The organism is Serratia sp. LS-1 (assembly GCF_003719595.1).
GTDB classification, from domain to species: domain Bacteria; phylum Pseudomonadota; class Gammaproteobacteria; order Enterobacterales; family Enterobacteriaceae; genus Serratia; species Serratia ureilytica.
On sequence record NZ_CP033504.1, the window covers coordinates 2,565,141 to 2,581,054 of the forward strand.

At 62.5% G+C, this 15,914-nt stretch carries 5 protein-coding genes; 4 read left to right on the forward strand and 1 reads right to left on the reverse strand.

Features of this window, described 5'->3' with window-relative positions; genetic code table 11:
- Nucleotides 1-107: 107 nt before the first annotated feature.
- Nucleotides 108-10,124, reverse strand: a complete 10,017-nt coding sequence (locus EDY99_RS12440) for a non-ribosomal peptide synthetase (RefSeq protein WP_123061789.1) — start codon at nt 10,122-10,124, stop codon at nt 108-110.
- Between the two features lie 526 nt (nt 10,125-10,650).
- Here EDY99_RS12440 and pqqU point away from each other — a divergent pair.
- From pqqU to EDY99_RS12460, 4 genes are all read left to right on the forward strand, one after another.
- Nucleotides 10,651-12,795, forward strand: a complete 2,145-nt coding sequence (gene pqqU, locus EDY99_RS12445; protein ID WP_046896518.1) for a TonB-dependent receptor PqqU — start codon at nt 10,651-10,653, stop codon at nt 12,793-12,795.
- A gap of 147 nt (nt 12,796-12,942) precedes the next feature.
- Complete coding sequence (locus tag EDY99_RS12450; protein WP_033650791.1) at nt 12,943-15,315, forward strand: glucose/quinate/shikimate family membrane-bound PQQ-dependent dehydrogenase; 2,373 nt, start codon at nt 12,943-12,945, stop codon at nt 15,313-15,315.
- Between the two features lie 226 nt (nt 15,316-15,541).
- Entirely contained in the window at nt 15,542-15,727 is a 186-nt protein-coding gene (locus tag EDY99_RS12455; protein WP_033643635.1) for a hypothetical protein, read from the forward strand.
- Complete coding sequence (locus tag EDY99_RS12460) at nt 15,724-15,903, forward strand: hypothetical protein (RefSeq protein WP_015378373.1); 180 nt, start codon at nt 15,724-15,726, stop codon at nt 15,901-15,903. Before EDY99_RS12455 ends, EDY99_RS12460 begins: the two co-directional genes overlap by 4 nt.
- Nucleotides 15,904-15,914 lie beyond the last annotated feature (11 nt).

Genomic DNA, 15,914 nt, shown 5'->3' on the forward strand with positions numbered 1-15,914 from the left:
GACGCGCGCAGAGGAAAGCGACCGCGTTAGCCCTCGCCTTCCTCGGCCCCTGCGCCGCAATGCCTGGCTTGCCGGCTCCGCCTGCCTGTACGGAGCCGGTGAGCCAATCAGGCGTCCTGATTGAGTACGTTGCCGATCGCCTCCTCACACTGCAAAATATTATGATGATGACAGGCCAGCGGGATAATCTTGAGCTGCGCGCAAACCGCGCCCAGCCCATTATCTTCCAGCGCCAGCAGCGGCGCCGTTATCGCCTCCGGCAACTGCGGGTTACCCTCCGTCGCCTTAAACAGCGTCACTTTCGTGGTCTGCAATCGGCGGCTCAGCCTTCCCTCTGACAGCCGCCGCTCCGCCTGCCCGGCGGCCATGGCGCGTGTCGCCGCCTCGCCCTCGATGCCCAGCGCAGGCAGCAGTTGCTCCAGCGGCAGCTCCGCCGTGGTCTGCCGATAGAAGCTGTCCAGCAGATACAGCTGCACGTTACGGCAGCCGCGCGCCTCCAGGCGAGCGGCGATCTCCAGCGCGATGATGCCCCCCAGCGACCACCCGAGAATGCGCACCGGCCCGGCGTCTTGCAGCAGGCCGGCGGCAATCATGTCGTTCAAATACCGTTCGGCCAGCTCGCCGAGCGAGTCGATGGTCGGTTGATGGTAAAGATTATGGTTATCGACGCCATAGCAATTGAGTCGCCCTTGCAACGGCTGAGCGAAAGCATGAAACGCCTCCGCGCCCACCAGTGCCGGGTGGATCATCCACACAGTGGGCACGCCGTCTGTCCGGCGGTTAAGCGGCATGACCAAACGGCGCTCGTTGGCGGCCAGCAGATTTTTCAGGGTGCGGCTTTGCAACAGCTGCACCACCGGCACCGGCGCGGCCATCAGCGCCCCCATGCCGACGCACAGGGAGATCGCCTTGATCGAAGTGCCGCCCAGCAGGAAGAAATCGTCCGTCATGCCGACCTGCTCGCACTGCAGCGCCTCCTGCCACAATGCGCACAACTGCTGCTCCAGCGCGTTCGCGGGAGCGACATAGGCCTGCGGTTCCCTCACCGCCGGCACAGGCAACGCCTTGCGATCCAGCTTGCCGCTGGAGTTGTACGGCAACGCTTCCAGCCGCACCAGCGCCGCAGGCAGCATGTATAGCGGCAATTGCCCGCTCATAAAGGCCAGCAGCGCCGACTCCTCCAGCGGCGCCTCACTGACGTAATACAGCGCCAGACGCTGCCGATGCGCCTCTGACAGCACCACGGCGCAGCAGGATTTGATCGCGCCGAACGCCAGCGCACATTGCTCGACCTCCCCCAGCTCGACGCGGTAGCCATTGATTTTCACCTGAAAATCCATACGGCCGAGGAACTCCAGATTGCCGTCCGGCAAATAGCGCCCGGCATCGCCGGTGCGATAAAGCCGCTCCCCCAGTTCCGGATGGTAGATGAATTTTTCCTCGGTCAGCGACGGATTGCGGTAATAGCCGCGCGCCACGCCGGCCCCACCGATGTACTGCTCCCCCGGTAAGCAGGGCGGCAACACGCGCAGATGGCGATCCAGCACATAGAAACGCTGATGGGCCATCGCCCGGCCATAAGGCACGCTGGGCGCCAGGATCGGCGTTTTCGGAATGTCGTACAAAATCGACCAAATGGAGCTTTCGGTCGCGCCCCCGGCGCTGACTACCCGGCACCCTGGCCGCCATTGGCGAATGCGCGCCGGCAGTGAACGCGAGATCACCTCGCCCACCAGCACCACGTTGCGCAAATGCGGCCACTGCGCCTGCGACGCGGCGGACTCCAGCTGCTCCACCAGCAGCGTCATCACCGAAGGCGCGGAATTCCAGAAGGTCACCCCCTGAGTCATCAACAACCGATGCCAAGCCTCCGGCTGATAGCGTTCGGTTTCGGACGGCATCACGATGGCGCCGCCCACCGACAGCAGGCCGAAAATATCGAACACCGAAATGTCGAAGCTCAGCGCGCTGAGCGCCAACCCGCGATCGTCCGCGCCGAGTTCCAGCTGGTGTAAGGTATCGATGATGCTGTTCACCGCGCCGCGATGTTCTATCGCCACCCCTTTCGGCGTGCCGGTAGAACCGGAGGTGAAGATCACATAGGCCAGCGCGGAAGGCGCCGGCAAGACCGGCTCACCCGGCGCCGCCGGCGGTAACGCGTTGACCGCACCTTGCGGATCGATCGTCAACAGTCTGGCGTTACCGTGGGCCGCCCACTCGCGGCTGCTGAGAATAACCCGGGTCTGCGACTGCGCGACGATATCCAGGCGGCGGCGTTCCGGCCAGGCGCCATCCAGCGGCAAATAGGCCTTGCCGGCCATCAGGATCGCCAGCACCGCAATGATTTGCGCCCGCCCTTTGTCCACCATCACCGCGATGGTGTCGGCGCGCATATCCGCATGCTCGCGCAGCTGCAACGACAGCGCCAACGCACGCCGATACAGCTCACCGTAGTTCAGCTCACCCCATTCATCGACAATCGCCACCCGCTGCGGATCGCGCTCGGCCTGACGGATAAAATCATGATGGATGGCGCGTTCGAAATCGTAGGCCGGCGGACAGGATTGACGGAAGGCGCGCTGCCGCGCCGTTTCACTCGCCGATACCAGCGCCAACTGACTGACGCGCTGCTCCCCGTGATTGACGATCTGCGTGAGGATCGTCAGATAATACTCACCCAACAGCGCCAGCGTCGCCGGTGCAAACAGGGCGGTGGCATAGTTGAAGATCGCCCTGCCGCCTTGCGGCGCCGACTGTATGCTCAGCGTCAAATCGAATTTGGCCGCCTGATAGTGTGTCAACAGATCCTGCGGCGCCAGCCAGGCCGGCGCTTCACCCGCCTCTTCCAGCGCGAACAGCGTCTGAAACAGCGGATGGCGCGACAGATCGCGCGGCACCTGCAGTAGCTCAATCAACTGATCCAACGGTAAATTCTGATGCCGCTGCGCCTGCAGCACGCCATCAAAGACCCGATGCACATAATCGTTCAGCGACGCCGCATCGTCTATTTGCGAGCGCAACGGCAGCGTATTGACGAAGAATCCGATCGCCGAGCGGGTCTCCGCCACCGGCCGGTTAGCGACCGGCGTGCCGACCAGAATGTCTTGCTGGCCGCTGAAGTAACCGAGCAGCAGATTAAAGGCCGCAAGATACAGCGCAAACGGCGTGACGCCTTGCCGCCGGGCGAACTGCGCCGCCTGCATCGTCAGGGCCTCCGGCAGCGCGATGACGTGATTGGCGCCGCGATGATCGAAGCGCGCCGGCCGCACGAAATCGAGCGGCATCTCCAGCGCCTGCCACCCATCCAGCGCTTGTCGCCAATACGCTTTCGCCTCATCCGCCAGCGCGGAGTCCAGCCAGCGCCGCTGCCAGACGGCATAGTCGCCATATTGCAACGGCAACGCCGCCAGCTCAGCCTCCCGCCCTTGCCGCTGCGCCTGATACAGCGCATCCAACTCCTGCAGCAGCACCGACTGCGACCAGCCGTCAAACGCCAGGTGGTGCACCAGGATCAGGCTGTAAGTCACCCGCCCGCCATCAGGCTGCACCACCTGGTAAACGCTCGCTCTGATCGGCAACTCCGCCTCCAGGGCAAACGGCCGATCGATATCCTGCCGCAGTCTGTCCGGCCAGCGCGCCGCCTCCAGCGCCACGCGCTCCAGCGAAAGCGTTTGTTCACAGGCCCGGGCGACGGCAATTTGGGACGGCTTCTGGGCAATCAGGCTGTGCAACACCTGATGCCGGGCGACGACCGCCTGCAGACTGCGCTCGTAAGCCGTCAGACAGACATCGTCGTGGAGACGGAACAGCATCGACACATGATAAAGATTGCCGCCGCCGTTCAGGTTCTCGATAAACCACAGCTGCAGCTGTGAGGCGGAGAGCGGATACTCGCGTTGCCGCAGCGGCGGGATCGACATCGGCGCGGCGCCCTCCCCCTGCCGCAGCAACGCACGGCACAATGAACGGATCGTCGGGAACCGGCCCAGCTCGCTCAACGTCACCTCGATCCCCAACCGCTGACCGATCTGGTAACAGGCCTGGATCGCCAGAAGGGAATTGCCGCCCAGCGAGAAGAAATTGTCCTCCACGCCGATATCCTGCCGCTGCAACAGATCGCGCCACACCGCCAGGCAAGCGTTCTCCCGCTCGTTCTGCGCCGCGACGAACTCGCGCGCCGTCCTTTTCGGCGGCGGCAACGCCTGTCGGGCTATCTTGCCGTTTTCGGTCAGTGGCAGCTGTGCTAGCTGCATCAGCGCCTGCGGCACCATGTAAGGAGGCAGTTGGCTGCTCAAATGCTGCGCCAAATCCTGCGGGGCGATCGCCTCATCGGCAACGAAGTAAGCGGCCAGACAGGGCTGAGGGTCAGTGACGAGCACGCAACAACAGGCGGTCACCCCCGGATAGGCAAGCGCGGCATGCTCTATTTCACCCAGCTCGATACGGTAGCCGTTCAGCTTGACCTGCTGATCGAGACGCCCCAGGAACTCCACATTGCCGTCCTCGAGCCATCGGCCCGCGTCGCCGGTGCGATACACCCGCTCCTGCAGCTCCTCATGCCAGAAGAAACTCTCGGCGGTGCGTTGCGTATCGCCGTAATACTCGCGCGCCAACCCTTCACCGGCCAGATAGATCTCCCCGCGCACGCCCGGCGCCGCGGGCCGTCGTCCGGCATCCAGAATGTAGCAACGCTGGTGCGGCAACGGTTTACCGTAAGGGATGCTGACCGAGCGAATTTTCTCGCCTCGCGGCACCTCATACAGCATGGTGAAGATCGCCGCCTCCGTAGCGCCGCCGGCGCTGCAGAAGCGGACGTGCGGCGCCCAGGCCAGGCAGCGTTCCGGCAGCGAGGTGGCGATCCAGTCGCCCCCCACCATCACCGCCCGCAGCGCCGGCGCAGGCCCGGCCGCCAGCCCCGCGCCGTTTACATAGTCCAGCAACAGCTCCATCAGGGCCGGTGCGCTCAACCATTGCGTCACTCGATGTGTCATCATCAGCTGATACCAGGCTTGCGGATTGACCCGATCTCGCTCGGCCGGCATCACAACCGCGCCGCCCGCGCTCAACGGGCTGAAAATATCGAAGATCGCCAGATCGAAGCTCAACGCGCTAAGCGCCAGGCTGCGATCCCGCTCGTTGAACCCGAAATACCGCCGAACGCCTTCCAGCATGTTCACCGCGCTGCGATGTTCGATCGCCACGCCCTTGGGCGTGCCGGTCGAGCCCGAAGTGAAAATGATATAGGCCAGGCTGTCAGGACCGGCCTCCACCGCCGGCAGGCGCCTCTCCGGCAGCGGCAACTGCGCCGCCAGCCCGTCGGCATTCAGTTCGACCAGGTTGATCTCGTCGCAGGCCCAGGGCGCATCGCTGAGCAACGTATTGATGCCGGCCTGCGCCATCACCTTCAGCCGCCGCTGCGGCGGCCATGTCGCCTCCATCGGCAAAAACGCCTTGCCGCACATCAGCGCCGCCAACAGGGCGATCGGCTGCCGGCGCCCCTTGTCGGCGACGACGGCGATGGCGTCGCCGGTCATCTTGCCCTGCACACGCAGTTGAGTGGCCAGCGTTAACGCCGCCTCGTGCAGTTCGCCGTACGTCATTTCCCCCTGCGCGTCGATCACCGCGACGGCCTGCGGATTGCGCTGCGCATGCCGCACGAAATCCTGTTGCAGGCAACGTTCAAACGCATAGCTAAAGGCCGGCGCCGCAGGCAGCGCCGGGCTCTGCGGCTGCAGACGAATATTTTCCAGCGGCCAGTCATCGTGGCGCGCCATCTGTTGCAATAGGGCGAGATAGTAGCCGGCCAACCGATCCATCGACGCTTTGCTGAACAGCGCCGACGCGAAGTTGAAGCGCGCGCGCATCTGCTCCCCCTGCGGCGTCAGCGTGAGCGTCAGATCGAACTTGGCAGTGCGCTCATCCGCGCTCAGATCGACCACCGACAGCCAGTCCGGACGCGCCTGCGCGCCGCTCTCGCCCTCCAGCGCGAACATGACCTGGAACAGCGGATGCCGCGAAAAGTCGCGCGGCAGCGCCAGAGCGTCCACCAGCGCCTCCAGCGACAGCGTCTGATGCTGCTGCGCCCGCAGCGTCGTGGCCGCAACCTCTCGCACAAACTCGGCGACGCCCTGACGGGGGTCGATCTGCCGGCGTAAAGGCAGCGTATTGACAAAGAACCCGATCAGATTCCCCAGCTCAGGGCGATTGCGGTTCGCCAGCGGCGTACCCACCATGACATCGTTCTGACCGCTGTAGCGGGCAAGCAACAGCATGAACCCCGCCAGCATCACGGCATGCAGCGTCACGCCCTCTCGGCGCGCCAACGCCTCCAGCGCCTTCACCAGCGCCGCCGGCAGCGGCACTTCGCTGTTGTCGCCGCGTACGTCGAAGACCGCCGGCCGCAAAAAATCCACCGGCAGCGAGAGCGGCTGCCAGCCCGCCAGCTCTCGTTGCCAAAAGGCCAATTCGTCGGCCCGGCGCTGCACATTTTCCGGCGCTTGTTGCCAGCACGCATAGTCGAGGTATTGCAGCGCCGGCTCTGTCGCTTTACGCCACCTTCCCCGATAGCGCGCGTCCAGCTCCTGCAGCAGCACCTCAAGCGACCAACCGTCAAAGACGATGTGATGGAACACCAACAGACAAACGGCCGTTTCCCCGCCCGCCGCATCGCGGTAACGATAGCGCGTGGCGCGCAGCGGCAGATCGCGCGTCAAATCCATCGGCCGGCTGCAGGCCTGCGCCAGCGCCATGTCAAACTCAGCGCTGCTCACCGTCAGCAAAGGCACCGGCAGCACGGCGTCGCTGACCCACTGGCTGGCTTCGCCCCGCTCATTCTGGCGAATCAGGCTACGCAGGATCTGGTGGCGCTCGACGATCGCCTGCAGACAGTCCGCAAAACGTTGGTCATCGATGTCCGGCGCCAGCCGCAGCAGCACCGGCGACAGATAGTGCGTGGCGTCCGCCGACAGTTGCTGAACAAACCACAATCGCGACTGCTGAAGCGACAGCGGCCCCTCCCGCAGCTCGCCGGGGAGGATGGGCGGCTCATCCGACGGCGCCTGCCGTTGAGCGGCGATATGCTCGCTCAGCGCGGCCACCGTCGGATGCTGATTCAACGTCAGCACCGAGATCTTCGCCCCCGGCAATTTATTCACTTCGTGACACAGCCTGATGGCCATAATGGAGTTGCCGCCGAGGCGGAAGAAGTTGTCGTCCATGCCGACATGGCCGCCCAGCAGCCGATTGAACAGTGTAGAAAGCTGAGTCTCCAGCGGCGTGCCCGGTTGGCGAAACGCCGTTTGCCGCTCGACCGGCAGCGGTTCCGGCAATGCCCGGTAATCGACCTTGCGGCTCACCGTCAGCGGCAGCGCCGACAGCGCCGACAGCGCCGACGGCAACATATAATGCGGCAGCTGCGCCGCCAGGCGTTGCAAGATGTCGCCGGCCTGCGGCGTCGCGCCGGGCTTCGGCACATACCAGGCCGCCAGTTGGTCCGTCGTGCCGGGGCGCAGGGTCACCACCGCCTCGGCCACCTCGGGCAGCGCGCGCAGCTGCATTTCGATCTCGCCCAACTCGATGCGATAGCCGTTGATCTTGATCTGCTGGTCGTGTCGCCCAAGATAGTCCAGGCTGCCGTCGGCCAAGCGCCGTACCCGGTCGCCGGTGCGATACAGGCGCCGGTAAGGCTCACGCAGTTCAAAAGGATTGGCGACGAATGCGGCTTCCGTCAGCGCCGGCAGGTTCAGGTATCCGCGCGCCAGGCCGGCGCCGGCCAGACACAGCTCGCCCTCCGCCCCCAGCGGCATTAGATTGTCATGCTCGTCAACCACATAACAACGCATATTGGCGATGGCGTGGCCGATATTGCGCGCGCCGTTGCGGCGATAAATATTCAGACTGGCGCTGACCGAAGCCTCGGTCGGGCCGTACAGATTGGCAACCTGCATGCCGCAGGCCAGGTAATGGTCGAGCGCCTCCTGCGCGGTCGCCTCGCCGCCGGTCGCGAGATAGCGCACCGAAGCCGGCAGGTCAGGCAAAGTGCCAAGCAGCGCCGGCGGCAGGAAACAGGCTTCGATGCCCCAGGCCGCCATTTGGCCGCACAACAGCGCCGGATCGCGCCGCTGCGCCTCGCCCGCGATGAACAGCCGGTGGCCGTTGCTCAGGGCCATGAACACTTCAAACACGTGCGCGTCAAAGGCCAGCGACGCGAACTGCAGGCAGTTGAGCGCGCCCGATTCATTGCGCAGCAAACGCTGCGTATGACCCCGCACCATGTTGGCCGCGCCCCGGTGTTCGCACAGCGTACCTTTCGGCCGCCCGCTGGTGCCGGAGGTGTAAATCACGTAGGCCAATTGCCGGGCTTCGACATTCGGCAGGCTCGCGGCATCCGCATCGGCAAGCGATTCATCCGCCGCCAGGCAAACGCCGTCCGGCGCCAGACGCCGCACCTCCCCTTGCAATGCGCTTTCCGTCAGGACGATGGGGCTGTTCACCTCTTGCAGAATATATTCCAGGCGCTGCGCCGGCGCCGCGGGATCCAGCGGCACATAGGCACCGCCCGCCTTCATGATGGCCAGCATCGCCACCACCGCTTCCGCGCTGCGCTGCAGATACAGCGGGATCAGCGTCTCTGGCGGCATGGCGGCGCCGCGCAACCGGCGATATTCTTCCCTCAGCCGTATTGCCAGGCGATCGCTGCGCTGCGCCAGTTGGCGGTAGCTGAGCGAACCGTTGGCATCGGTTACGGCGATGCGTTCCGGATGACGGCGCACCTGGCGAGCCACGCCGTCGAGCAGTGTCGCTCCTGGGTCGGCCGTGTCCGGCTCGCTCTCCCAGGCGTCGCGGCAGCGTAAAACCTGCTGCGCCGTGAGCTGCGGCCACGCGGCTATCGGCGCGTCCGGTTCGGCTAGCGCACGCTGCAATAGCCCGAGATACTGCTCCGCCATCTCCGCCATTTGCGTGGCGTCGAACAGATCGGGCCGATAACGCAGGCGAAACTCAAAGGCCTGCTCGGTCGGCTGATACTCCAGCAGCAGTTCCGAACCGGCCAGATCGACGTTGTAACGGTGATTGACGCCGATGCGGCAACCGTCAAGCGCCAGCGGCGCATCTTTCAGGTAAGCCTGAGTGAAATTGACGTTCAGCTCGCGCACCGGGCTGAGGTTCAGCATGTCATAAACCGGCAATTGGCTGTGCCGCAGCTTGCCCGTCGCCTTGAGCGCTTTGCTGTAGGCCAGCGTCGCGCGGTACAGCTGGTTGAACGTGGCTTGCGGGGCGAGCGTTAAGGGAAACACCGCGGTGTTGACCTGGGCGCCGAAGAACAGCGGCTCGCCGCCGTCCGGCGCGACGGGATAACCGATATGCACCGTGTCCTGCGCGGATTGCCGGGCGATCAGCAACGCCCACAGCGTTTTGAATATCAGGAATGGGTTGGCATATCTGACGCCAGACTTCAGCGCCTGCCACTCGGCGAACGGCAACGTAAAGCGCACTTCGCCGGCGCCGGGGGCTTCGGGGGCTTCACCGGGGAGATAAGGCAACGCTACGCGCGGGGCGCATTCGGCCAACCGGTCGCCCCAGAATGACGCGGAAGCGAAGTCCTGCTTCAACGCCGCGATATCCGCCTCATAGCGCCGGTACAATCGACAAATGTCCGTTTCATCCGCCTGCGGCGGCGCCACGGCCGCCCCGCGATTGTAATAGGCGGAAACGGCGTTGTAGAACTCCTGGCCGGACAGGCCGTCGATCAGGATGTGATGAACGACAATGATCAAATTATAGCGCTGCGGCGCCAACTCAATCAGGTAGAAGCGGCACAGCGGCCCCTCCCGGAGATCGAACGGCGTATTGATTAATTTGCCGACATCGCAATCGGCATCAAGCGTTTCCAACGCAATTTTCTTCTCCGTCTTTACCCAGCGTAATTGCGGCGAGCTGTCGTCGAGGACATGGTGAAACAGAATATAGTCCCGGCACACGCCCTCGACCGCCGCGCGCAGTCGATCGACGTCCAGCGCCCCCTCAATGGTCTGATCCAGCACCAGGTTGTACTCGCAGGAGTGTGGATTGAGGACGTATTCATTCCAAAACGTGTGGGTATAGGGTGAAGCGATGATCGCGCCCATGAATCAATTCCCTTTTAATATATTCCAATAATATATGAATAGATATTTATGCATGGCATAAATACCGTGATGGTTATGCGATTGAGCTGTTAGGCGAAAACTTAAAAAACATAAGAGCGAATATTATTTTATTTTTATAAAAAATAAAGCCACAAAAACACAAATAAACTAAAACCAACAAAAACAATGACATAAAAAATAATTTGTCATTTAAAAATGATTCACGGATTTTCATTCATAAATAAAATAACTATTGTAAATAAATTAAAAACAAAGATAGGAATATATTTAATATAAATAGATCTAATTTAAAGGCATCGCAGGAAAAGCGATAAAAAAGAGAATCTTCTTAAATGAAAACCCGCATCTTTCAGTTGCGCTATTCCAAAGCGTACGGTGTCGGAATATCCTATACTCGTTGCAGGATGCAGTTTCCCTCCCATTGAATGCCAGTACAGGGAGTCACAAATGGCTATTTTCGCCCACTTGCGGGCAATTTTTTCAGCATTATTGGCAGAATTATCTGATGAATAAAAAACGTCCCGTCTTGACCCCGGCAACCCTGTTATTGCTGCAGCCGGTCTGCATCGGTTCGGCCCTGGCGGCGGATCAGAAAGACAGCGATACGCTGGTGGTAATGGCGCAACCCATCGGATTGACCGAGCTGGGATCGCCGGTGTCCGTTAGCGTGATCGACGGCCAGGACCTGCGCAACGCCGCACCGCAGATTAACCTGTCGGAAAACCTTGGCAGCGTGCCGGGCCTGCAGCTTCAAAACCGACAAAACTATGCGCAGGATCTGCAGCTGTCGATACGCGGATTCGGCAGCCGATCGATGTTCGGCGTGCGCGGGGTGCGCATGTACGTCGACGGCATCCCCGCCACCATGCCCGACGGCCAGGGACAAACCTCCAACATCGACATCAACTCCGTCGAGCGCATCGAGGTGCTGCGCGGCCCCTATTCCGCGCTGTACGGCAACGCTTCGGGCGGGGTGATCAACGTTGACACACAGACCGGCGCCCAGCCGCCAACGCTGGAGGCCGGCAGCTATTTCGGCAGCGACAACACCTGGCGCTACGGGGTGAAAGCGACCGGCGCCACCGGCGACGGCACCCAGGCCGGCGACGTCAACTACGCTATCTCCGGCACCCGCTTCACCACTCAGGGCTATCGCGATCACAGCGCCGCGCGGAAAAACCTCGGCAACGGCAAGCTCGGCGTGCGGTTGGACGACGTCAGTACCCTGACGCTGATGTTCAACAGCGTCTCCATTGACGCCGGCGATCCGGGCGGCCTGACCGAAGCGGAATGGAAGGAAAACCCGCGCCAGGCGCCGCGCGCGGATCAATACAACACCCGCAAGTCGCTCGATCAGACTCAGGCCGGCCTGCGCTATCAGCGCCAGATGAGCGAGCGCGACGAACTGACGCTGACCGCCTACCACGGCGAGCGCCACACCACGCAGTACCAATCCATTCCACGCGGGCCGCAGCTCAACCCTACCCACGCCGGCGGGGTGATCGTGCTGGAAAGAAAATATCAGGGCATTGACACTCGCTGGAAGCATGAGGATACTCTCGCCTCGTTACCGGTAACACTGATCGGCGGTCTGGATTATGAAACCATGACCGAACGCCGGCAGGGGTTTGAAAACTTTATTCTGCGAGACGGCACAGTGGACTACGGCGAGAAAGGCGACCAGCGGCGCAACGAGAAAAACCGCATCTGGAACCTGGATCCTTACCTGCAAACCTCCTGGCAACTGACGCCGCACTGGACGCTGGACGCCGGCCTGCGCTACAGCACGGTCAGCTTCGACTCGACCGACTACTACATCACGCCGCGCAACGGCGACGACAGCGGCAGCAAACGCTACCACCAGTGGCTGCCGATGGGCTCGCTCAACTATAAAATCAATCCGGCGTGGAACGTTTATCTCTCCGCAGGCCGCGGCTTTGAAACCCCGACCATCAACGAACTCTCCTATCGCCCCGACGGCCAAGCCGGCCTGAACATCGGTCTGCAGCCGTCCACCAGCGACACCGTCGAACTGGGCAGCAAACTGCGCCTCGGCAACGGCCTGGTGAGCGCCGCCCTGTTCCAGACCGATACCGACAACGAGCTGGTGGTGGCGGAAAGCAGCGGTGGGCGCACCAGCTACGCCAACGCCGGCAAAACCCGGCGGCGCGGCCTGGAACTGGCGCTGGATCAAGAGTTCGCGCTGGACTGGCGCCTGCATATGGCCTGGACGCTGCTGGACGCCACCTATCGCAGCGAAATGTGCGGCAAAGCCGTTTGTACCCCGGCTCAAACCATTCCCGCCGGCAATCGCCTGCCGGGCATCGCCCGCAACATGGGCTACGCCTCGCTGGCCTATGCCCCGCCGGAAGGCTGGCACGCCGGCGCGGAGCTGCGCTACATGAGCGACATTCAGGCCAATGACGCCAACAGCGCGCAGGCTCCTTCTTACACCGTGGCCGGCGTAAACGCCGGTTATCGCTTTACCTGGAACCGCTGGGCGCTGGACGTGTTCAGCCGGGTGGACAATGTTTTCGATCGCCGATACGTCGGTTCGGTGATCGTCAACGAAGGCAACGGCCGCTACTTCGAGCCGGCGCCGGGGCGCAACTGGGGTGGCGGCGCCACCTTGTCTTATCGCTTTGAATAAGGCAAAGCACCTTAAGGTTAAAAAACGGGATGGGTTTTACGTCACCCTAGCGGCTTCTCGCTGAAATAATAGGGAGAAACCGCGTGTTTTTTCCGATTTGGCTTAATCTCTAAATCGGGGACTTTCATTTTTGGTAAGGGTATTGCTATGCAAAATAAAGCGTCACTATCGCCGCTTATCGTCATAACGGCGCTGTTTGCCGCGCTGAGCGGGCTTTATCTGCTCGGCGGCGGCATCTGGCTGGCCAAGTTGGGCGGTTCGCTGTATTACATCATCGCCGGGCTGGTGCTGCTGGCGACCTCCTGGCTGCTGTTCCGCCGCCGCGCCACCGCGCTGCTGCTGTACGCGGTATTCCTGCTGGGCACCACGATTTGGGCCCTGTGGGAAGTGGGCCCGGACTTCTGGGCGCTGACGCCGCGCCTGGACGTCACCTTCTTCTTCGGCCTGTGGCTGGTGTTGCCGTTTATCTACCGCAAGCTGGTGGCCAACGGCAAATTCGCCTACGGCGCGCTGAGCGCGGCGCTGGCGATCACCGTCATCGCGCTGGCCTATGCCGTGTTCAACGATCCGCAAGAGATTAACGGCACCCTCGACGCCGCCCAGGTACAACCGAAAGACGCCACCGGCGCCGACTGGCCGGCCTATGGCCGCACCCAGGAAGGCACCCGTTACTCGCCGCTGAGCCAGATCAACGACAAAAACGTTGGCCAGCTGCAAGAGGTTTGGCGTTTCCAGACCGGCGATCTGAAGACCGCCAACGATCCGGGTGAGATCACCAACGAAGTCACGCCGATCAAAATCCGCGATACCCTTTACATGTGTACGCCGCACCAGAAGCTGTTCGCGCTGGATGCCGCCACCGGTAAAGAAAAATGGAAGTTTGATCCGCAGCTGAAATACAACCCAACCTTCCAGCACATCACCTGTCGCGGCGTGTCTTACCACGAAACCGCCGCAGCCGCAGGCGCCGCCGGCGACGCCGCTCCGGCGATGTGCGCACGCCGCATCATTCTGCCGGTCAACGACGGCCGTCTGTTCGCACTGGACGCCGAAACCGGCAAACCCTGCCCGGACTTCGCCAACAATGGTGAGCTGAACCTGCAGAGCAATATGCCGTATGCGACGCCGGGCCACTACGAGCCGACCTCGCCGCCGGTGATCACCGATAAAGTGATCGTCGTCGCCGGTGCCGTGACCGACAACTACTCCAACCGCGAGCCTTCCGGCGTGATCCGCGGCTTCGACGTCAACAGCGGCAAGCTGCTGTGGGCCTTCGATCCGGGCGCGAAAGATCCGAACGCCATCCCGGCGGACGAGCACCACTTCGTGCCGAACTCGCCGAACTCCTGGGCGCCTGCCGCCTATGACGCCAAGCTGGATATCGTTTACCTGCCGATGGGCGTTTCCACTCCGGACATCTGGGGCGGCGATCGCACCCCGGAAATGGAACGCTACGCCAGCGGCCTGTTGGCGCTGAACGCCTCCACCGGCAAACTGGCCTGGTTCTATCAGACGGTCCACCATGACCTGTGGGATATGGACGTGCCGGCGCAGCCGACCCTGGCGGACATTACCGACAAGAGCGGTAAAAAAGTGCCGGTCATCTATGTGCCGACCAAAACCGGCAACATCTTCGTGCTGAACCGTACCAACGGCGAACTGGTGGTGCCGGCACCGGAGAAACCGGTACCGCAAGGCCCGGCCAAGGGCGATCGCCTGTCACCGACCCAGCCGTTCTCCGAGTTGACCTTCCGTCCTGAGAAGAAACTGACCGGCGCCGACATGTGGGGCGCGACCATCTATGATCAGCTGGTCTGCCGCGTGATGTTCCACAGCCTGCGTTATGAAGGCACCTTCACCCCGCCTTCCGAGCAGGGCACGCTGGTGTTCCCGGGTAACCTGGGCATGTTCGAATGGGGCGGCCTGGCCGTCGATACCGATCGCGAAATCGCCATCGCCAACCCGATCGCGCTGCCGTTCGTCTCCAAACTGATCCCGCGCGGCCCAGGCAACCCGATTGAGCCGCCGGAAGGCGACAAAGGCGGCAGCGGTACCGAGTCTGGCGTACAACCGCAGTATGGCGTGCCGTTCGGCGTCACCCTGAACCCGTTCCTGTCGCCGTTCGGCCTGCCGTGCAAACAGCCGGCCTGGGGTTACATTTCCGCCGTGGATCTGAAAACCAACGACATCGTGTGGAAAAAACGCATCGGCACCGTGCGCGACAGCTCACCGTTGCCGCTGCCGTTCAAAATGGGCATGCCGATGCTGGGCGGCCCGGTGACCACCGCCGGTAACGTGTTCTTCATCGGCGCCACCGCGGACAACTACCTGCGCGCCTTCAGCGTGACCAACGGTGAAAAACTGTGGGAAGCGCGCTTGCCGGCCGGCGGCCAGGCGACGCCGATGACCTATGAGGTCAACGGCAAGCAGTACGTGCTGATCTACGCCGGCGGCCACGGTTCCTTCGGCACCAAGCTGGGCGACTACGTGGTCGCTTACGCCCTGCCCGATCAGAAGTAACCACCGCCGTTAGTACCCCGCAAAGCACGCCGCAAGGCGTGCTTTTTCTTTTCCCGCCCCGCCGGCTGCCCCCTCGCAATACCCTTAATTTTTTCATCTCCATTATTGATAATGGTTATCATTCGCAATATTATACCTCTGCGGCCCCGGCAGCGGCTGCGATCCTCTCCAGCTTAATGGGCAATACAACGATCGGCCGCCTTCGGGCGGCCCTATTCGGAGGCGCATGGTCGACCATACTCGGAAGCATCGAAAGAAGATTCTGCAAGCGGCGGTGAAAACGCGACGCGCCGGCCTGACGTTCGCGCCGGCATCGCCAGCCACGTCGCCCTTTATCGGCCAGCACCGCCAGACGCAAGCCGTACTGATACACCTGATCGGCCATGATGACGCCCAGGAGGAACATGAATGAACCTGCAGCCCTTTACCGCCATGCTGATGTTCGCCTATGTGCTGCTGATGGTGCCGCTGCTCTACGTCATCGACAGCCGCCTGAGCGCCAGCAAACTGGTGCGCAAAGCCACGCAAAACCTCATCATCATCGCCTTGACGCTGTTGTTCTTCAGCGCGATGACGCTGCTGTATTGACCTTGCCGCGG

What these genes read in the sequence shown, in the direction of transcription:
- EDY99_RS12440 (WP_123061789.1), bottom strand. Translation starts at nt 10,124, where the DNA reads ATGGGCGCGATCATCGCTTCACCCTATACCCACACGTTTTGGAATGAA.
- pqqU (WP_046896518.1), top strand. Translation starts at nt 10,651, where the DNA reads ATGAATAAAAAACGTCCCGTCTTGACCCCGGCAACCCTGTTATTGCTG.
- EDY99_RS12450 (WP_033650791.1), top strand. Translation starts at nt 12,943, where the DNA reads ATGCAAAATAAAGCGTCACTATCGCCGCTTATCGTCATAACGGCGCTG.
- EDY99_RS12455 (WP_033643635.1), top strand. Translation starts at nt 15,542, where the DNA reads ATGGTCGACCATACTCGGAAGCATCGAAAGAAGATTCTGCAAGCGGCG.
- EDY99_RS12460 (WP_015378373.1), top strand. Translation starts at nt 15,724, where the DNA reads ATGAACCTGCAGCCCTTTACCGCCATGCTGATGTTCGCCTATGTGCTG.